General features: G+C 67.4%; 17 protein-coding genes. 4 read left to right on the top strand and 13 right to left on the bottom strand.

The window, feature by feature from the left end; translation table 11 throughout:
• Window positions 1-7: 7 nt before the first annotated feature.
• Window positions 8-1,759: a monovalent cation:proton antiporter-2 (CPA2) family protein gene (locus tag A3OM_RS0100780; protein WP_018041823.1), complete on the bottom strand. Its 1,752-nt coding sequence runs from the start codon at window positions 1,757-1,759 to the stop codon at window positions 8-10.
• Between the two features lie 69 nt (window positions 1,760-1,828).
• Window positions 1,829-2,767, bottom strand: a complete 939-nt coding sequence (locus tag A3OM_RS0100775) for a pirin family protein (protein WP_018041822.1) — start codon at window positions 2,765-2,767, stop codon at window positions 1,829-1,831.
• A gap of 438 nt (window positions 2,768-3,205) precedes the next feature.
• Here A3OM_RS0100775 and A3OM_RS0100770 point away from each other — a divergent pair, with 438 nt between their 5' ends.
• Window positions 3,206-5,398 carry a PBP1A family penicillin-binding protein gene (locus A3OM_RS0100770; protein WP_018041821.1) on the top strand — a complete coding sequence of 731 codons (2,193 nt, stop codon included), beginning with the start codon at window positions 3,206-3,208 and terminating at the stop codon, window positions 5,396-5,398.
• 31 nt (window positions 5,399-5,429) lie between these two features.
• Here the strand turns inward: A3OM_RS0100770 and A3OM_RS24945 are convergent, their stop codons facing one another.
• Complete coding sequence (locus A3OM_RS24945; RefSeq protein WP_081612722.1) at window positions 5,430-6,731, bottom strand: TIGR03808 family TAT-translocated repetitive protein; 1,302 nt, start codon at window positions 6,729-6,731, stop codon at window positions 5,430-5,432.
• On the opposite strand from A3OM_RS24945, the gene A3OM_RS24940 reads away from it, so the two are divergent.
• Window positions 6,620-7,425 (top strand): IS5 family transposase gene (locus tag A3OM_RS24940; protein WP_085984205.1). Its coding sequence is split into 2 segments (ribosomal slippage): window positions 6,620-6,950 and window positions 6,950-7,425, totalling 807 coding nucleotides; the frame shifts between segments, so codons are not numbered across the junction. The genes A3OM_RS24945 and A3OM_RS24940 overlap by 112 nt on opposite strands.
• Here A3OM_RS24940 and A3OM_RS0100760 read toward each other — a convergent pair.
• The 10 genes from A3OM_RS0100760 to A3OM_RS0100715 all read right to left on the bottom strand — a co-directional run bounded on the left by A3OM_RS0100760 (window position 7,422) and on the right by A3OM_RS0100715 (window position 15,509).
• Complete coding sequence (locus A3OM_RS0100760) at window positions 7,422-7,733, bottom strand: hypothetical protein (RefSeq protein ID WP_018041819.1); 312 nt, start codon at window positions 7,731-7,733, stop codon at window positions 7,422-7,424. The two genes, A3OM_RS24940 and A3OM_RS0100760, sit on opposite strands and share 4 nt — an antisense overlap.
• 729 nt (window positions 7,734-8,462) lie before the next feature.
• Window positions 8,463-8,717, bottom strand: a complete 255-nt coding sequence (locus A3OM_RS0100755) for a BrnA antitoxin family protein (RefSeq protein WP_018041818.1) — start codon at window positions 8,715-8,717, stop codon at window positions 8,463-8,465.
• Window positions 8,718-8,746: 29 nt separating this feature from the next.
• Window positions 8,747-8,977 (bottom strand): hypothetical protein, encoded by a 231-nt coding sequence (locus A3OM_RS0100750; RefSeq protein WP_018041817.1) that lies wholly within the window; start codon window positions 8,975-8,977, stop codon window positions 8,747-8,749.
• A gap of 307 nt (window positions 8,978-9,284) precedes the next feature.
• Window positions 9,285-9,731, bottom strand: a complete 447-nt coding sequence (locus A3OM_RS0100745) for a DMT family transporter (protein ID WP_018041816.1) — start codon at window positions 9,729-9,731, stop codon at window positions 9,285-9,287.
• Between the two features lie 35 nt (window positions 9,732-9,766).
• Window positions 9,767-10,213, bottom strand: coding sequence for a DMT family transporter (locus tag A3OM_RS0100740; RefSeq protein WP_018041815.1), 447 nt, complete (start codon window positions 10,211-10,213; stop codon window positions 9,767-9,769).
• A gap of 28 nt (window positions 10,214-10,241) precedes the next feature.
• A complete protein-coding gene (locus tag A3OM_RS0100735; protein WP_018041814.1) occupies window positions 10,242-11,510 on the bottom strand; it encodes an arsenic transporter in 1,269 nt (422 codons plus the stop codon).
• A 43-nt stretch (window positions 11,511-11,553) separates the two neighbouring features.
• Window positions 11,554-12,696, bottom strand: coding sequence for a metallophosphoesterase (locus tag A3OM_RS0100730; RefSeq protein WP_018041813.1), 1,143 nt, complete (start codon window positions 12,694-12,696; stop codon window positions 11,554-11,556).
• Window positions 12,697-12,827: 131 nt separating this feature from the next.
• Window positions 12,828-14,150, bottom strand: a complete 1,323-nt coding sequence (locus A3OM_RS0100725) for an MFS transporter (RefSeq protein WP_043764400.1) — start codon at window positions 14,148-14,150, stop codon at window positions 12,828-12,830.
• Between the two features lie 205 nt (window positions 14,151-14,355).
• On the bottom strand, window positions 14,356-14,778 hold the full coding sequence (locus tag A3OM_RS0100720) for a hypothetical protein (RefSeq protein WP_018041811.1): 423 nt from the start codon (window positions 14,776-14,778) through the stop codon (window positions 14,356-14,358).
• 71 nt (window positions 14,779-14,849) lie between these two features.
• Window positions 14,850-15,509, bottom strand: a complete 660-nt coding sequence (locus tag A3OM_RS0100715) for a hypothetical protein (RefSeq protein WP_018041810.1) — start codon at window positions 15,507-15,509, stop codon at window positions 14,850-14,852.
• Window positions 15,510-15,664: 155 nt separating this feature from the next.
• Here A3OM_RS0100715 and A3OM_RS0100710 point away from each other — a divergent pair, with 155 nt between their 5' ends.
• The gene (locus A3OM_RS0100710; protein WP_018041809.1) at window positions 15,665-16,333 is read left to right on the top strand and encodes a response regulator transcription factor; all 669 of its coding nucleotides are present in this window, start codon (window positions 15,665-15,667) and stop codon (window positions 16,331-16,333) included.
• On the top strand, window positions 16,330-17,745 hold the full coding sequence (locus tag A3OM_RS0100705; protein WP_018041808.1) for a HAMP domain-containing sensor histidine kinase: 1,416 nt from the start codon (window positions 16,330-16,332) through the stop codon (window positions 17,743-17,745). The genes A3OM_RS0100710 and A3OM_RS0100705 overlap by 4 nt, the downstream gene beginning before the upstream one ends.
• The last annotated feature ends 167 nt before the right edge of the window (window positions 17,746-17,912 follow it).

The following is a 17,912-nucleotide window of genomic DNA, read 5'->3' as shown; positions in this document are numbered from 1 at the left end:
CCACGCCTCAGGCCTCCACCGCATTCCCCCGGATCAGGTCGCGCCCGGCATAGATCCCGCCCACGATCTCCATATCGAGCCGCTCGGCGTCGCGGCGGCGGACTTCGGCCATGACCGCGCTGGCGGAATCCGGCTCGTCACCGATGGCCAGGAGCGCCTGCTCGCCGAAGGCCAGAGCCGATTCCAGCGTTTCCCGGAGCTGGTAGGCGACGCCAGCATGGATGAGCTCGATCGCGTGCTCGCGGTCGCGGGCGCGGGCGAGGACGGGCACGAGGGGGAACTCGGCCTTCGCCAGTTCGGCGATGCGCCGGGCGGCCTCGCGGTCGTCGATGCAGATCAGGATCGCCCGTGCCGTGGCGGCCCCGGCCGCGTGCAGGATGTCGAGGCGCGTGCCATCGCCGTAATAGACCTTGAAGCCGAATTGTTCGGCGACACGGATATAGGCGGGGTTGGTGTCGATGATCGAGACCGAGCAGCCGCGCGAGATCAGCGGCTGGCTCACCACCTGCCCGAAACGGCCGAAGCCGATGATGAGGGCGCTGCCCACGAGGTTCTCCGGCACCTCGACACCCTCCGTGGAGACCGAGGCCTTGGGACCGAACCGGTCGAAGGCCATCACCATCAGCGGCGTGAGGGCCATGGAGAGGATGATCGTCGCCGTCAGGATGGCGTTGGTGGTGCCGTCGATGATGCCGGCGCTCGCGGCGGCGGCATAGAGCACGAAGGCGAACTCGCCGCCCTGGGCCATCAGGGCCGCGCGCTCCATCGCCTCGGGATGCGAAGCGCGCAGGAGGCGGGCGACGGCGTAGATGACGACGCTCTTCACCACCATGTAGGCGGCGACGCCCGTGAGGATGAGCGCCCAGTTCGCGGCGATGACCGTGAGGTCGAGGGACATGCCCACGCCGAGGAAGAACAGGCCGAGCAGGATGCCCCGGAACGGCTCGATATCGGCCTCCAGCTGGTGCCGGAAGCTCGATTCCGAGAGGAGGACGCCCGCCAGGAACGCGCCCATGGCCATGGATAATCCGCCGAGCTGCATGGCCAGGGCCGAGCCGAGCACGACGAGGAGGGCGGCGGCCGTCATCACCTCGCGGGCCTTGGCCGCGGCCAGCAGGCGGAACAGCGGGTTGAGCAGCCAGCGCCCCGCCGCCACCAGGGCGGCCACCGACCCGAGGGCGACGCCGATGCCATAGACGCGGTCCATCGTGCCGGTCGCCTGCCCGCCGGGGGCCAGAAGTGCCACGATGGCGAGGAGCGGCACGATGGCGAGGTCCTCCAGCAGGAGGATCGCCACGATGCGCTGGCCCTTCGGCGTCGAGAGCGACCCGCGCTCTTCGAGAAGCTGCATGACGATGGCGGTGGAGGTGAGGACGAAGCCGGTGCCGGCCACGAACGAGATCGCGGGCGAGAATCCCATGGCGATGCCGACGAGCATGAGCGCGGCGATGCAGACGCCGACCTGGGCGAGGCCGAGGCCGAAGATCTCGCGCCGCATGCCCCAGAGCCGGGACGGCTCCATCTCCAGCCCGATGATGAACAGGAACATCACCACGCCGAGTTCCGCCACGTGCAGGATGGCGTGCGCATCCGAGAACAGGCCGAGGCCGAACGGGCCGATGGCGAGCCCCGCCACGAGGTAGCCGAGGACCGAGCCGAGGCCGATCCGCTTGAACACAGGCACCGCGACGACGCCGGCGGCGAGCAGCGCCACGACCTGGACGAGTTCACTCGCGGCGCCGGATGCTTCAACAGCCATGATGTCGACATGTCCTCTCGGAGGGGATTCGCGGGCGAGGCCCCATCGGCCCCGCCCCGTTTTCACGCATCAGGGGTAGCGCACGGGCGGGGGTGATTCCGGCAAGGGGATGAACTCGGATTCGCCGGGCACGGTGTCGAAACGGGCCTGGCGCCAATCCTCCTTGGCCTGCTCGATCCGCTCCGGCCGCGAGGAGACGAAGTTCCACCAGAGATGGCGCGGCCCGTCCATGGGCTCGCCGCCCAGGACCATGAAGCGCGCGGCCTCGGTGGCCCGCACGCTGATGCGGTCGCCGGGATTGAAAACGAGGAGCTGGCCGGGGCCGAACCCGTCGCCGGCGATGTCGATGGCGCCGGAGACGGTGTAGATCGCGCGCTCGTCATAGGTCGGGTCGAGGGGCAGCACGGCGCCGGCCTCGAGCATCACGTCGGCATAGACCATCGGGCTCGACGTCCGCACCGGCGATCTGGCGCCGAAGGCCTCGCCGGCGATCAGACGGACGATCTTGCCCTCGCCGGAAAGGATCGGCAGCGCATCCGCATCGTAATGTTCGAAGGCGGGGGCGGTCTCCTCGTCCTTGCCGCTGAGCGCGACCCAGGCCTGAATGCCGAACAGCTTCGAGCCGGTCCGGCGCAGCCCGGCGCCGGTCCGCTCCGAATGGGTGATGCCGCGACCGGCCGTCATCCAGTTGAGCTCGCCCGGACGGATCGGCAGTTCGGTGCCCAGGCTGTCCCGGTGCATGATCTCGCCGTCGAACAGGTAGGTGACGGTGGAGAGGCCGATATGCGGATGCGGCCGCACGTCCATGCCCTGGCCGAGGAGGAACTCGGACGGCCCCATCTGGTCGAAGAAGATGAAGGGACCGACCATCCGGCACTCCGTCGACGGCAGAGCCCGCCGGACGGAGAACGAGCCGAGATCCCGCGAGCGGGGAACGATCAGGGTCTTGATCGCATCGCAGGAAAAGTGATCGCCCGGAACCGGGTCGTCCGCACTGTGCCAGCTCATCGCCCGTTTCCCTTCTGCTCGGTCCGACTGAAATGTATCGCGGCTCCCGGAGCAAGCTCGGCCCGGATCCACGCGACCGTCTCCATCGGCCCTCACGATCGGGCCGGGAAATACGCTCGCATGGGGCACCAGGTCTTGAAGAAAGCCGGCATGTCCGCACCGGCATCGTTATCCGGCCCATCCGGACGGAATCAAATAGAAACGATGGAAACCGATCGTTTCCAAAAACGTACTCTTCGATCACGACCGTGGAAACGGTGGGTGAGGTTCAGAGAGCGGCAATCGCGATTCGAGCCGCCACGGCAGAGCGATTAACATTCCGCCATGATCTCAAAACCCGAAAACGATCTGGGTTAGGAACCCTTAAACCCGCCGTATTTACCGTGCGGTACCTGAGCCTCTCGGATCACGGGACGCTCACAGGTTCAGACGAAACGCATGGCGAACGGACGCAAGGGACGCGGGCGGGAGGAGCCGAACTTCGACGTGCCCGAAGGGCGCATCGGTGGGCGCGGCGACCTCGACCTGCGGCTCAGCGGCGACGATCGCGCCGGAGGTGGTGTGGGCAGACGCGCGACGAGCAGCAACGGCCAGGGCGAAGCCCCCCGGCGCCCCTCGGCGCGGGCCAAGACAACGGCCCGCAAGCCGCGCCGGCGCTCGTTCCTGGGCGGTCTCTTCTATGGCACCCTCGTGCTCGGCCTGTGGGGCGTCATCGCCATCGCGGGGCTGGTGGCCTACCACGCCTCGCAACTGCCGCCGATCGACCAGCTCGCCGTTCCGAAGCGCCCGCCCAACATCGCGATCCTCGCCAGCGACGGTTCGCTCCTGGCCAATCGCGGCGAGACCGGCGGCCGGGTGGTGAGCATCGCCGAGCTGCCGCCCTATCTGCCGCGCGCCTTCGTGGCGATCGAGGACCGGCGGTTCTACAGCCATTTCGGCGTCGACCCGGTGGGCATCGCCCGCGCCGTGGCCCAGAACGTCACCCGCCGCGGCGTCTCGCAGGGCGGATCGACCCTGACGCAGCAGCTCGCCAAGAACCTGTTTCTCACGCCCGAGCGCTCCGCATCGCGAAAGATCCAGGAGGCGATCCTCGCCCTGTGGCTGGAGCATCGCTACACCAAGGACGAGATCCTCGAACTCTACCTGAACCGGGTCTATTTCGGCGCCGGCGCCTATGGCATCGAGGCCGCCGCCCAGCGCTATTTCGGCAAGCCCGCCAAGGCGGTGACGCTGGCCGAAGCCGCCATGCTCGGCGGCCTCGTCCAGGCGCCCTCGCGTCTCGCCCCCAACCGCAACCTGCCTGCCGCCCAGGCGCGCGCGGCCCAGGTGCTCGCGGCGATGGAGGAGCTCGGCTTCGCCAAACCCGCCGAGGTGAAGCTGGCTCTGGCGACACCGGCACGTCCGGCGAGCAGCCGTGGCGGCGGCTCGGCCAATTACGTGGCCGATCTCGTCATGGACGTCCTCGACGACTTCCTGCCGAAATTCGACACCGACATCGTCGTCACCACCACCGTGGACACCCGCCTCCAGGGCGCGGCCGAGAAGGCACTGGTGGACGAGCTGAACCAGAAGGGTTCGCGCTACAACGTCGCCCAGGGAGCCGTGGTCTCGATGAGGCCGGACGGCGCGATCCGGGCGCTCATCGGCGGGCGCGATTATTCCCAGAGCCAGTTCAACCGGGCCACCACCGCCAAGCGCCAGCCGGGCTCCTCGTTCAAGCCCTTCGTCTACCTCGCCGCCGTGGAGCGCGGCCTGACCCCGGACACCGTGCGCGACGACGCGCCGATCAGCATCAAGGGCTGGAACCCGGAGAACTATTCGCGCGACTATCGCGGGCCGGTCCCCTTGCGCGAGGCGCTGGCGCTGTCGCTCAACACCGTGGCCGTGCGCCTCGGCCAGGAAGTCGGCCCGAAGGCGGTGGTGCAGGCGGCCCAGCGCCTGGGCATCTCCTCGCCGCTGCAGGGCAACGGCTCACTGGCGCTCGGCACCTCGGAAGTGACCCCGCTGGAAATGGTGGGCGCCTACGCCGCCTTCGCCAATGGCGGCATGGGCGTGAACCCCTACGTCATCGCCAACGTGAAGAGCACGACGGGCAAGGCGCTCTACCAGCGCAAGGACACCAATCTCGGCCGGGTGATGAATGCCGAGACCGTCTCGATGATGAACGCGATGATGCACGAGACCTTCGTCTCGGGCACCGCGAAGAAGGCCGAGGTTCCGGGATGGGACCTCGCCGGCAAGACCGGCACCAGCCAGGATTTCCGCGATGCCTGGTTCATCGGCTACTCGTCGACCCTCGTCACCGGCGTCTGGCTCGGCAACGACGACGGCGAGTCCACCAAGAAGGTTTCCGGCGGCAACCTGCCCGGCGAGATCTGGAAGACCTACATGACCGTGGCCCTCAAGGGCCAGACTCCGACGATGCTGCCGGGCGCCAACCATTGGCGCAACCGCGCCCCGGCGGAGGTTCCCGCCACCACCGGCACCGCACCGGGAGGCCTCATCGGCGCCCTCCTCGGCGAGCCGCAATCCGCCGCCCCGCCGCCCCGCGTCGCCGCCAACCAGCGCGCCCGCGGGCCGAGCCAGGACGACCGGAATTTCCTGGAGAAGCTGTTCGGCGTGGGGGAATAGGCTCTTGGTCGTCTACTCCCCCACGCTTCGATCAGACCGTTTTGGGAATTACCTTGTTTCTAAAGAATGAGAAACGAGTCGTGATCGGATCGGCGTTCCCACCGACATCCGGCGCGCCGGGCCGGCGGACCAGAGGTCCGAACGTATTGTTCGGCGCTCCAGGAACGTTGGGAACATTGGTTGCCTCGACTCTTGTGATTGCCGCGTTGGTCGCACCAATGATGACGTTCTCGCTGACTTCTGCATACCCTCTGGGATCGTCGTCAGCGTAGCCGATGCCAACCGGGCAATTTTTAAGTAGATTACCATACACCAATGCCGCGACCGTATTTTGATCGCGCACTACTCCCGTCGTCGAATTATATGACCCGGAGATCGTCAATGCGACACCGCAGAACGCACAATTTTCGATAGTGTTTCCGCTGACTACGACGTCACAACTCACTGTGATGCCGTTCCCTCCAGTGGTGATCGTGTACTGCGTTGCAGGATCGCGCGATGGCGATGCCCACTGGTCAAACGTTTTTTGAGTCACATTTTTCAGTGTATTTCCAGAAATTGTAGTGCGGCGACTCCCTTTGTTGGGATTGACGACCGTAATACCTTGTCCGGCATCGAAGATCGTATTTCCCGACACCACGATGCCCTCATAAAGCGCTCCGCTTTCGTCGGGCGCCTCGACGAAAATTGCGGTTTCTCTAGCAAGACTTACTTGATTGTTGCAAATAATTGAATTCGAGCTTTGACTAAAGCGCATTGCAGAGTAGTTGCATCCAATCACGTTATTTTCACTTGCGGTAACGTTGTTGCTTTGATAAACAAAGATTGCGTTTCCAAATTCACCTGATCCGCCGCTACTGTTTTGCACGCCAAAAATTTTATTGGATCTCACGATGGTGCCGTCAAACGCTTGATCAGCCCGCCAAATTACAACACCATTGTCTTTGCTATCGCGTATATAATTATCAGAGACGATCAGCCCTGCGGATTTGTTGGAATATACCGAGACCCTACAATCATAAAACTCGTTATTGTTTATCAGCCCCGCGGTTTGAACAAGATCGATGCCAGATCGTTCCGATCGACTGATGAAGCAATCCTTGATGGTCAGTCGGTCAGCATTGACACAACGGATAAGGCCCGGCCGCGTAAGGCCATTAGAAAAAGGTTTAGAGCGCCTAACAGAACGGCACCGAGTCGGATGTCGAGCGTTGGTTTTGCATGGCCAGACCGCTTCTCCCCGATGATCTCTGGGATGAGATCGCTCCGCTCCTCCCGCCGCCTCGGTCCCGTCCCAAGGGCGGGCGTCGTCCGATCGAGAATCGGGCCGCACTGACGGGCATCCTGTTCGTGCTGCGCTCGGGTCTGCCATGGGAGATGCTGCCGGCCGAGATGGGCTGCGGCTCCGGCATGAGTTGCTGGCGGCGGCTGCGGGATTGGCAAGCGGCGGGCGTATGGAGCCGCCTGCATCACGTGCTGCTGGAGCGCCTGCACGCAGCGGGTGAGATCGACTGGAACCGGGCTTGCTTGGACAGCGCGTCTGTCCCGGCTAAAAAAGGGGGCCTGCCACCGGCCCGAACCCGACGGACCGGGGCAAGCCGGGCACAAAGCGCCACCTCGTCACCGACGCGCGCGGCACGCCGCTCGGCTTCTGCCTAAGTGGGGCCAACCGACACGACACCGTCATGATGGCGGCCACCCTCGATGCCATTCCGCCTCTGCGGAGTGGCCGACGAGGGCGACCGCGACGCCGTCCGGACAAGCTGCACGCCGACAAGGCCTACGATGCCCGACCCCGCCGACAGGAGTGCCGGGCGCGGGGGATCGTCCCGCGCATCGCGCGGAAGGGTATCGAAAGCAGCGAGAAACTCGGTCGGCATCGTTGGGTCGTCGAGCGTACCCACGCGTGGTTCAACCGCTTCCGCCGCCTACCCGTCCGCTACGAGCGACGCAGCGACATCTACGAGGCCTTCACGAGCCTCGCGACCAGTCTCATCACTCTCAACCAGATCAAACGGTTCTGTTAGGCGCTCTTATTTTCTCCATCGAGATTGATGCCTTCAATGGTCACATCGGAAATCCGGCTGCCTGAAACTCCAGACTGAACGGTAATATAGAAACAGTTGGCGCCAGACGAAGTGATTGTCACGGAGCCCTTCATGGCAAAAATCTTGACCTTGTCGTCGATCCTGAGGCTTGTGACACTGTACGAACCAGGGCCAATATAGAGAGGTTTTTGGGCGGCAATTGCCTGGTTGATCGCCGCCTGCAACGTGTCGGTGCCTGCAGCCGTCGAATATACGATCAAGTCGCTCTGAATTTCGATCTTCGGCATTGAACTTGGCCCTGCTGTGATCCACGGTCACCCGATCGGCGACCAGGAAATAGGAATATAGATCATTTTAGGATGAAAGTCATGAAAATTCGAAGATACAGCGCGCGGCCCGCGCCCTCACCCGCGACACAATCGGATCGAGGAGAACGTTTCACTTTTCCGAAAAAAATGCGGGCATCCGTTCGCGCGCAGAATCGCGCCTGGGCCGACGCAAGCCCGGCTTGCAGTGGGGCCGCCTTCTCGGAAGGAGGCACTCACTGAGGTCATCACCAACGATGCTCTTTCCACGGGCGGGGTATAGGTGCCCCCCGGCGGCCGGTACCGCACCGACTCGTTGCTGGGGTCAGACACCGTGTCCGCCGTCTTCAACTCCGGGCTCTCGGATACCTCCGGAGCCCGGCGGATTGCCGCCGTTCGGACGCTCGTGCTGACGCCCTATCTCACCAACTCTCCTGCGATGTCCGAAGCCAACCGATCCCGGTCGGCTGCATCGATAAAGGTTTTTGTTCCTATTTGCGCTATTGAATCGGCAAGCCGTGCCCGCTCGTTTCTCGAACGAGGTCCGACCGCCTCATCCTCGGCGAACGATCGCAAGGGCGGCTTCCGGTTGTCAGAGTGGCGACCGGTCCGAATCCGGGCGATGACATCGGATGTCGGGCTTGGTGGCCGCTCGCACGGAGCACCACCCCGGCTCGTCGAACGCTTGACATCGATCGAGCGGATGCCGGATCAGATCCCGGCGATGCCCTTCAGCGCCGCGTTGATCCGGTCCTGCCAGCCTGGGCCGTCCTTCTGGAAATGCTCCAGCACGGCGCGGTCGAGGCGCAGGGACACCATCTCGCGGGCACCGGGCGGGCTGAGCGGCGCGGCGGGGGCGCGTTCGACGGGTTTGGGAGTGTCGGGCGCCTTGGTGGTGGCGGCCTTGAAGGCGGCTTCCGCCGCCTGGCGGGGGTCGCTGGCGCGACGGGTCCGATCGAATGCCATGGGTCGGTTTCCTGGTAAGGCTGTCTGGCTCAGCTCGCGGAGCGCTTGCGTTTGGGGGCCGGCGCGGGAGCAGCAGCCTTCTCCGCGGCCTCGGCGGCTTCCTTGGCGAGGCGAAGGGCGCGCAGCTTCACGGTGCGCTCGTCGATCTCCTTCACCGATTGCAGATGCTCCGCCATCGCCTGCGCGCCTTCCTTGGCCATCCGCTCCGCGCGCTCGGCGCGCTCTTCGGACCGGGTCCTGGCGTCGGTTTCGTCGCTCATCGTCGTCCTTCCTGGCTCCCCTCGCCCCGCCGCCCGCGCAACGACCGCATCATTCGCCAGGGCGGAGGCGGCAGCGGCGGATGAACCGCTCGTGCCCGCTCGCGCGGCGCATCATGTCGACGATCGAGACGAGTGCCGGCGGACGTGAAATTCCGCGATCGGCGGCGAGGAAGGGTGATCCACACACCCTTCGCACGGGACCGGCTTCAGGCGGGATCGCCGGGACATAGCACGTCCGGGCACCAAAAAGCGAACCCTGGCAAGGACTCGCGGGGGTCGCGCAGGTAAATCCCGGTGGATGTCCCCGTCAAAACGCCGCGATGAGGACGATTCCGGCCACCATCAACGCTGCGCCCGCGATCCGTGCCTTGCCGGCGCGGTGCTTCGGCATCCCGAGCCAGCCGAAATGGTCGATGGCCAGCGACGTCAGCAGGTTGGCGGTGATGAGCAGCCCGTTGAAGGCGCCGGCCCCCACCTTGTCGACGAAGAGGAGGCCGCCGAACACCGCCACTGCCCCGGCAATGCCGCCGAGCGGCGCCCACCACGGCATTCCCGCGAGGTCGTCGCGGGTCGGGAGCGGGACCGGACGGATCGCCAGCATCGCGACGAAGACGAAGACGATCGGCAGGAACGAGACCGCCGCCGCGAGCCACGGATTGACGAGCGCGCCGCGAAGCGCCGCGTTCATGGTGACGCCGATGGCCTGAAGGGCGCCGGCGACGAGGATGAAGGGATAGAACAGGGGGCCGGTCATGTGCGTGGGATCTCCATCGGTGCGGACGGGAGGCCTCAGAACCGGGCGATGAGGACGATGCCGCCCACCATCAGGCCGCCGCCGAGGAGGTGCAGCAGCCCCTGCGGGTTCGCCTGCATGCCGAGCCAGCCGAAATGATCGATGGCCAGCGATGTCAGGATGTTGGCGGTGATGAGCAACCCGTTGAACGGCCCGGCTCCGACCTTGTCGACGAAGGCGAGGCCGCCGAACACCGCCACCGCTCCGGCAAGCCCGCCCAACGGTGCCCACCACGGCATGCCGCCGAGCTGTTCCAGGCTGGGCAGCGGCGTCGGCATCACCACAAACAGCGTGACGAAGACGAACACGATGAGCGAGAACGAGACGGAGGCCGCGAGCCACGGATTGACCAGGGCCACGCGCAGGCGCGCGTTCATGGAATTGCCCGCCGCCTGAAGCGCGCCGGCGACCAGGATGAAGGGATAGAGCAGGGCCGCGTTCATGTCGGGTCGACCTCGGAACGGAGGGGGATCAGGGCAGGAGGAGCAGGCCGGCCAGGGCGAGGATGAGGGCCGGCGGCATCACCAGCAGGCCGAGCTTGAGGAAGCGCCAGAAGCCGACATCCTCCCCTTCGCGGCGGATGGCGGTGAGCCACAGGATGGTGGCGAGCGATCCGGTGACCGACAGGTTGGGGCCGAGATCGATGCCGATGAGGATCGCCCCGGCGACCTTCTCGGAGACGTCGGCCTGCTGCACGGCCGCCCCCGCGATCAGGCCGGCCGGCAGGTTGTTGACGAGGTTGGAGAGCACCGCCACCAGGGTTCCGCCGCCCCAGGCCGCGGCATCGGGCGAGGCTTGCGTCGCCCGCTTGAGGTGATCGGCGAGCAGGGTCAGGACACCGGTCTTCTCCAGGGCCTCGACCAGCACGAACAGCCCGGCCACCAGGGGCAGCACGCCCCAGGACACGTCCTTGACGACCTCCACCGCTCCGCCCCGCTTGATCGCCAGGACGAGGAGCGTGGTGGCGAGGCCGGCGACGAAGGTCGGCAGGCCGAGTTCGAGATCGTAGGCCGAGGCGGCGATGAGGGCCCCGGCGGTGGCGACGATGCCGAGACCGGCGACCTTGCCGGTGCCCGAGAGCGGCGTCGCCTCGACGTCCCGGGCGAGTAATTGCTGCCGCAGGACGGAGTTCTGGGTCAGGCGCAGGACGATGTAGGTGGCGACGATGGCCAGGATCGAGGGCAGCGCGAACCGCGCCAGCCATTCGCTGAGCGGCGGCATGTGCGCGGCATAGACGACGAGGTTGGCCGGGTTCGAGATCGGCAGCACGAAGCTCGCCGCATTGGCGATGAAGGCGCAGATGAAGAGGTAGGGCAGCGGCTCGGCCTCCGCCGCCTTGGCCGCGGCATAGACCGCCGGGGTCAGCACGACGGCGCAGGCATCGTTGGAGAGGAACACCGTGACAACGGTTCCGACGAGGTAGACCAGCAGGAACAGGCGCGTCGCCGACCCCCTGGCCTGGCGCACGGCGATGCCGGCGAGCCAATCGAACAGGCCCTCCTTCCTGGCGATCTCTGCGAGCAGCATCATGCCGACGAGGAACAGGTAGACATCCGTCCCCTTGCGCACGCCGTCCCAAGCCGCTTCCGGCGAGATCAGGCCCAGCACCAGCAGCGCCCCGGCTCCGAGCACGGCCCAGACCGCCTCCGGCCAGGCGAAGGGCCGGGTGATGACCCCGACTGTCGCCAGTCCGGCGATGATCCAGGTCGCCAGATGCGGCGTCACGGGGAGTGCGAACATGGGCGGGCGAAATCCTGTCAGGGTCGAGGGAGCGGCGTGACGACTACCAGTGTCGGCCGTTCCGATTGGGGCCGAGCTGAGTACCGAGGAGGCCCTTCGCGGGCCAGGCGCCGATGGAATCCGCGTCGCTGCCGATCCCCTTCGAGACCGGCAAGCGGGACCGGTCGGTGGCGGGCTCCACCACGTCCCGCCCCGTGCCCCCGGCCGCGTCCGAGGCCCGCACGGTGAGGCGGCGCGCCGCCGCGTCCCAGGGGATCGACGCACGGTAACGCCGGTCGCCGTCGGCGCGGGTCATCGCCTGCCACGGCCCGCCATCGACGCTGACCTCGCAAGCGGTGACGGCGGAGGCGCCGAGGACGAGCGCGCGCACCTCCACCGTGTCGCGCACCCGGTGCCCGTCGTCATGGGCGAGGCGCCGGTCGGCGGGGGCGGTGACGAGGACGAAGGGCCAGGGCTCGGCCAGCTCTTTGAAGCGCCAGCTGACGACGCCGCCATCGATCGCGGCGATGGCATAGCCGACCGGCCCTTCCTCGACCTGCCCGGTGGAGCGAGTGGCCGCGAAGATGGTTCGGCCGTCATTGGCGAGCTCGTTGTAATGGGTGTGGCCCATTTCCACGAGGCGCACGCGCGACTGCGAGACGAGATGGCCGACGCGGGCGGCCTCGCCCTCGCCTTTCAGGTCTGCGGGGTAGCTGTGCATGAACAGGGCGCAGTCGAGACCGTCGCACTCGGCCAGCTGGATTTCGCCTTCGAGCCAGGCGAGCTGTGCGTCGCCCAGGCGGAAATCCGGACCGCCGGTTCCCGGCCCGCACATGTCGAGGAAGAGGCAGCGGATGCCGGAGATGTCGGTGGCGTAGGGAAGTGGCCGTGCGCCGAGGCCGGCATGGAAGGCATCGAGGCTGCCGCCCTCCATGTCGTGATCTCCCGTGATGACATGGACGGGGAGCGGGAATCCCAGGAGGCCCTGGCGGACGAGGGCATATTGCTCGGGCAGCCCATTCTCGGCGTTGTCGCCGGGCAGGTACGCGAAATCGAGCCCCTCGACCGCGCCGAGCTGCGCGACGATGGCGAGGAAATCGCGGGCGTTCTCGAGATGCCCTTCGGTGAGGTGCAGATCGCCGATATGGGCGAAGGCGAGGATATCGTCCCGTGCGCTCGCGGGATGGGTCATGGCGGGATGGGTCATGGCATGTCTCGCTTCACGGCCCGTCATGTGACGCGCCCGGCCCCGGTTCGAACGGGCGGGGTGACGAAGAAGGGGGGCGTCGTCTGAAAACTCGGAGGGTTTGGTCGGCTTCGGTCCTGCCGGACGCGCCGTCAGGCGGGAGAGGCCGCCATCGGCTCCGGCCCATTGGCGCCCGGGGGCTTCGAGGCCGTTTTCGGTGGCTCGAACCCGTAGGTCTCCGGCATGGCCACGAGGTAGAGGACGAACCCCGCCGCCGCGATTGCCGCCAGGACCAGGAACGCTGTCGAATAGCCCGCCGACACGATGATGAGACCGGCCAGCGTCGCCGAGAACGAGGCGCCGAGCCCCTGCGTCGTCGCGACGGCGCCCTGCGAGACGTTGAACCGTCCGGTGCCTCGGGTGAGGTCGGCGACGACGATGGGGAAGAGCGCGCCGTAGATGCCGGCACCGATCCCGTCGAGGAGTTGCACGGCGACGAGGTAGAACGGGTTGTCCGAGAAGGTGTAGAGCACGCCCCGGATGGCGAGCACGCCGAAGGCCACGAGGAAGATCGGCTTGCGCCCGATCGCGTCGGCCTTGGCGCCGACGAAGACCGCCACCGGCACCATGACGAACTGGGCGGCCACGATGCAGACCGAGATGAGCGAGGTCGCGCTCTCCTTCCCCGAAAGCTTGGTCAGCAGCTGCCCCACCGAGGTCAGCATCGCCGCGTTGGACAAGTGGAAGATCGCGGCCAACAGGGCGAACAGCATCAAGGTGCGGTTCTGCAGCAGGGCCTTGATCCCGGATGCCTGTTCGCCGCCCTCCCCCGCCGTCTCGTCGAGGCCTCGGGCGAGGTCGTCGTCGATGTCCTTGGCCGGCACCATCAGCATGGCCCCGACGCTCAGCACCGCGAGCACGGCCATCAGCCAGAACACCACGATGGGCCCGAAGAAATAGGCCGTCGATCCGGCGATGGCCGCCGAGACCGCGTTGCCCGCATGGTTGAAGCCCTCGTTGCGGCCGATGCGCTTGGAGAACATCTTCGGCCCCACCACGCCGAGGGTGATCGCGGCGAGCGCCGGCGGGAACACCGCCCCGGCGATGCCGGCGACGGACTGGGTCGCGGCCACCAGATAGAAATTCGTGACGAAGGGAAGGAGCAGGCAGCTCGCCGTGACCGCCAGCGCCCCGGCGATGACGATGGCGCGCTTGTGGTTGGTCCGGTCGATCAGCGCCCCGGCCGGCGTCTGCGCGATCAGCCCGGCAATGCCGGCGATCGTCATGATCATTCCGGTCGTCGCCTCATTCCAGCCCTGGTCGGGACCGCGCACGGCGATGAGATAGATGGCGAGATAGGGGCCGAGCCCGTCCCGGACGTCGGCGAGGAAGAAGTTGAGGGCATCGAGCCCGCGCAGCGTCCGCTGCGACGGGGCGCGACCCCGATCCTGGTCGGCGGCGGGCACGCTCGTCATCCGATCGATCTTTCGAAGCATGTCATGAAGGGGACCGATCGGCGCGTGTCACTGGCTCGGGAGCCAAGGCCTCGGGTCGATCGGAGCGGCAAACCCCAGCCCGAAATGAAGGTTCCTCGGCGGGGATTGAATTCTGCGTGAGCGTCGAAGCCCCGGCACGGCAGACAAGATCAGCAGTGTATTCGGTATGTGGAATACTCGGCTTCTAGACCGCGATACGCTTTTCTGTCCGGATCCCGTGGTCGTCATGGACATGGACGTCGAAGGTCTCTCCGTCCCGGATGCCGCGAATCTCGAAATGTCTCGGCTTGCGAACCAGCGGTCCTTCGACGCGGTAACCGGCATCGCGGACGAGGCGCAGCGCCGTGTCCGGATCGCCCTTGCCGTGCCCCTTTTCCGGCCGCGCGATGATGCGCACCGCGCCGTCGGCGAGGACGAGGCGGGACACCTTGATCTCGCAGGGCGTGACCTCGCCCTCGACGGTGACGGTGTCTCCGACCCTCGGCATCCCTTCCGACACCGCTTTGGGACCGAGATCGGCGAGACTCCTCGTGCCGTTCCCCTCCAGCGCGAGGCGATGGCCGAAGACGGCCCAGACGATTCCAGTGGCGGTCGCGGTCTTTGGCATTGTCGTCGATCCCGATGATGGAGAAGGCCTCAAGCCCTCCCCCGGAGGTCCGAGGGAGGGAAATGTCATCGTCAGAAGCTGCGCTTCTCGCGGATGTCGCCGTCGAACCCGACATGGAGCAGGCGCTCGCGCCCGTCCTGGCCCTTGGCCGCCATGTCGAGATGGCGCGGACCGCGCCCGGTGACGCGGATGTCGGTATAGCCGGCCGCCTCGACCTTCGCGGTGAGCGCGGGTGCATCGATCTCGGGGCCGAGGCCGACCTTGTCCTTCGCCCAGTCGAGGCCACCGGGCTTCGGACCGCGCGCCGGACCGAGCACCACCGTCTTGCCATCGGCCCGGGTGAGGAGGGTAGCGTGGAAAAAGCCGTTCTCGAAGCGGCCCTGCACCGTGACTGCCTCACCCTTGGCGACGAGCGTACCGCCCTCGCCCTGCTTGCCGGTCTCGACCAGGGCACGGCCGGAGCCGTCCTGCAGAATGAACTTGTTGCCGAAGATTTCCGCGACCTCGCCCTTGGCCGCGATGGCGGCGGAAGGAGCGAGCTGTGCGACGGTGACCGGCGCGACGGGAGTGAGGGTCACGCCGGAATTCTGCGCCAGGGAAAGGCCGACGGCCCCGAAGGCCAGGGGAGCGGCGATGGCGCCGACGATCCAGCCGCGGCGCGAGCGGCGCGGGGCGGCGGCGGGGCTCGGCATCTCGGTGGCGGTTCCGTCGATGGTCTTCTCGGTCGTCATGGTGTCGATGTCCTGGAAAAGCGGATCCCCTCTCGGGTTGACGCCGTTCTAGGCTCGCCCCTCCAACCCGATCTGAACCGCGCGGTTCAGCCCCGGTTAAAGCGCGGCGCGTAGGCGCCGGGGCTGCCCCTGCATCCCCAAGGATACGGATTCCGATGAAGCTCCTTCTGGTGGAGGACGATGCGGCCCTCGCCGCCGAGATCGCCAAGACCCTGCGCGCCGAGAACTTCGCCCTCGACCACGCGGTCAACGGCGAGGACGGCCAGCATCTCGGCGAAACGGAGACCTACGACGCCGTGGTGCTCGATCTCGGCCTGCCCAAGCGCGACGGCGTCTCGGTGCTCCAGGCCTGGCGGGCCGCCGGGCGGACCGTGCCGGTGCTGATCCTCACCGCGCGGGACGGCTGGAGCGACAAGGTCGCGGGCTTCAAGGCGGGGGCGGACGATTACCTCGTGAAGCCGTTCCGGGTGGAGGAACTCGTCATCCGCCTGCGCGCTCTGGTGCGCCGCGCCTCGGCGCACGGGGCCAACCGGATCGTCTGCGGACCTCTCACCTACGATGCCGGCCTCGGCACGTTCGAGCGGGATGGCCTGCCCCTCAAGCTGACCGGGCTCGAATGGCGGGTGCTCTCCTGCCTGATCCTGCGCAAGGACGGGGTGGTGCCCCGTGGCCAGCTGATCGAGCGGGTCTATGACGGCGACGCGGAGGTCGATTCCAACTCGGTGGAGGTCATCATCACGCGCCTGCGCCGCAAGATCGCGCCGGCCCGGATCGAGGGCGTGCGCGGCCACGGCTACCAGCTGGTGCCGGGGGAGGCGGCGTGACCCGGCCGCGACCTCCCCACGGACCGGCTCCCCACGGACCGGCTCCCCACGGGCCGCCTCGTCCGCATCGCGGCTCCCTGCAGCGGCGGCTGATCCTCGCCGCCCTCGTCCTCGTCACCGTCGCCCTCGTTGTGGCGGGAATCGCCATCGGCTTCATCCTGCACCGCTTCGTGCGCGGCCAGCTCGACAGCCGCCTCGACAGCCAGATCGTCGCCATCGCATCGAGCCTCGAGCGGGGCCGCGACGGCCGCCTCGCCCTCGGGCGCAACCTCGACGGGCCGCCCTTCGACCGCGACCGGTCGGGCTGGTCCTGGCAGGTCCGGCAGCGCGACACGATCCTCCGCTCCGGCTCCCTGGAAGGCCGCGACCTCACCGTTCCGGAAGACGACCGCCCGGACGGCGGGGGTCGGCACCGCGACCGTCCCCACCCTGCGGACGCCGTCGACCCCTGGGGCAACCCGGTGATCCTGCGCATCCTCGCCCTGCCGGATGCGGCGGGGATCGGCCCGGCGACGATCGTCGCCTCCGCGCCCATGGCGGCCCTGCGCGGCCCCGTCCGCGAGGCGAGCCTCACACTGGCGCTGATCCTCGCCGTGCTCGGCCTCTGTCTTCTCGCCGGCCTCGTCGCGCAGGTGCGCCTGGGCCTCCGACCGCTGGAACGCCTGCGCCGGGACCTCGCCGAGATTCGCGCCGGCAAGCGCGCACAGGTGCCGGAGACGCAGCCGGCGGAGATCCGCCCCCTGGTCCGCGAGGTGAACGCGCTGCTCGGCGAAAACGCGGCGAATCTCGAACGGGCACGCACCCATGTGGCCAACCTCGCTCACGGGTTGAAGACGCCGCTCGCGACCCTGACCATGGCGCTGCGGGACGGGGAGCGCGATCCCGACGGCCGGCTCACGACTCTGGTTTCGGGCATGGACGGGCAGATCCGCCATCATCTGCGCCGCGCCCGCTCGGCGGCTCTGGGCGGGGCCACCCGCGAGAGGACGGCGCTGGAGGCGCCCGTGTCCGATCTCCGCTCCACCTTCGCGCGGCTCTATGCCGAGAAGGGCATCGCCTTTTCGGTGGAGGTGGCGGACGGCATCGCGGTGGCCTGCGACGGCCAGGACGTCGACGAGATGCTCGGCAACCTCATCGACAATGCCTGCCGCTGGTGCCGGGCGCGGGTCCGGATCGCTGCCGCGCTCAACCAACGGGGCGTCACCATCACGGTCGAGGATGACGGGCCGGGCCTCGACGCGGACGCAGCCGCCGGGGTTCTCGGGCGCGGCAAACGCCTGGACGAGACCGTGCCCGGCCACGGGTTCGGCCTGTCGATCACCACGGAACTGGCCGAACTCTATGGCGGCACGCTTCGTCTCGACCGCGGAAGCTTCCATGGTCTTCGCGCGCGGCTCGACTTGCCGAGGTAACTCGCCGACGTAACTTGCCGGCCCGGCTCGAAACGGCAGTGTTAACCGCACGGATTCTTTAGGCTGACGGCGCACCTTGATCGGGACGGAGCGGGCGGCATATGCCCTGCTGCGAGGGGTTGTCCCGACCCGCCTGCGCCGCGAATGCGTGCCAAGATGGCACGGCG

Origin of the sequence: Methylobacterium sp. 88A (assembly GCF_000376345.1) — a bacterium.
Classification (GTDB): Bacteria; Pseudomonadota; Alphaproteobacteria; order Rhizobiales; family Beijerinckiaceae; genus Methylobacterium; species Methylobacterium bullatum.
Note: the sequence above shows the minus strand (reverse complement) of the source record. Positions and strands in the feature narration are given on the sequence as shown.

Bases quoted from the DNA above. Each gene is read 5' to 3' on its own strand.
- A3OM_RS0100775 (WP_018041822.1), bottom strand. From the start codon at position 2,767: ATGAGCTGGCACAGTGCGGACGACCCGGTTCCGGGCGATCACTTTTCC.
- A3OM_RS0100780 (WP_018041823.1), bottom strand. From the start codon at position 1,759: ATGGCTGTTGAAGCATCCGGCGCCGCGAGTGAACTCGTCCAGGTCGTG.
- A3OM_RS0100745 (WP_018041816.1), bottom strand. From the start codon at position 9,731: ATGACCGGCCCCCTGTTCTATCCCTTCATCCTCGTCGCCGGCGCCCTT.
- A3OM_RS0100755 (WP_018041818.1), bottom strand. From the start codon at position 8,717: ATGGCATTCGATCGGACCCGTCGCGCCAGCGACCCCCGCCAGGCGGCG.
- A3OM_RS0100750 (WP_018041817.1), bottom strand. From the start codon at position 8,977: ATGAGCGACGAAACCGACGCCAGGACCCGGTCCGAAGAGCGCGCCGAG.
- A3OM_RS0100740 (WP_018041815.1), bottom strand. From the start codon at position 10,213: ATGAACGCGGCCCTGCTCTATCCCTTCATCCTGGTCGCCGGCGCGCTT.
- A3OM_RS0100730 (WP_018041813.1), bottom strand. From the start codon at position 12,696: ATGACCCATCCCGCCATGACCCATCCCGCGAGCGCACGGGACGATATC.
- A3OM_RS0100710 (WP_018041809.1), top strand. From the start codon at position 15,665: ATGAAGCTCCTTCTGGTGGAGGACGATGCGGCCCTCGCCGCCGAGATC.
- A3OM_RS0100715 (WP_018041810.1), bottom strand. From the start codon at position 15,509: ATGACGACCGAGAAGACCATCGACGGAACCGCCACCGAGATGCCGAGC.
- A3OM_RS0100760 (WP_018041819.1), bottom strand. From the start codon at position 7,733: ATGCCGAAGATCGAAATTCAGAGCGACTTGATCGTATATTCGACGGCT.
- A3OM_RS0100725 (WP_043764400.1), bottom strand. From the start codon at position 14,150: ATGACGAGCGTGCCCGCCGCCGACCAGGATCGGGGTCGCGCCCCGTCG.
- A3OM_RS0100735 (WP_018041814.1), bottom strand. From the start codon at position 11,510: ATGTTCGCACTCCCCGTGACGCCGCATCTGGCGACCTGGATCATCGCC.
- A3OM_RS0100720 (WP_018041811.1), bottom strand. From the start codon at position 14,778: ATGCCAAAGACCGCGACCGCCACTGGAATCGTCTGGGCCGTCTTCGGC.
- A3OM_RS0100770 (WP_018041821.1), top strand. From the start codon at position 3,206: ATGGCGAACGGACGCAAGGGACGCGGGCGGGAGGAGCCGAACTTCGAC.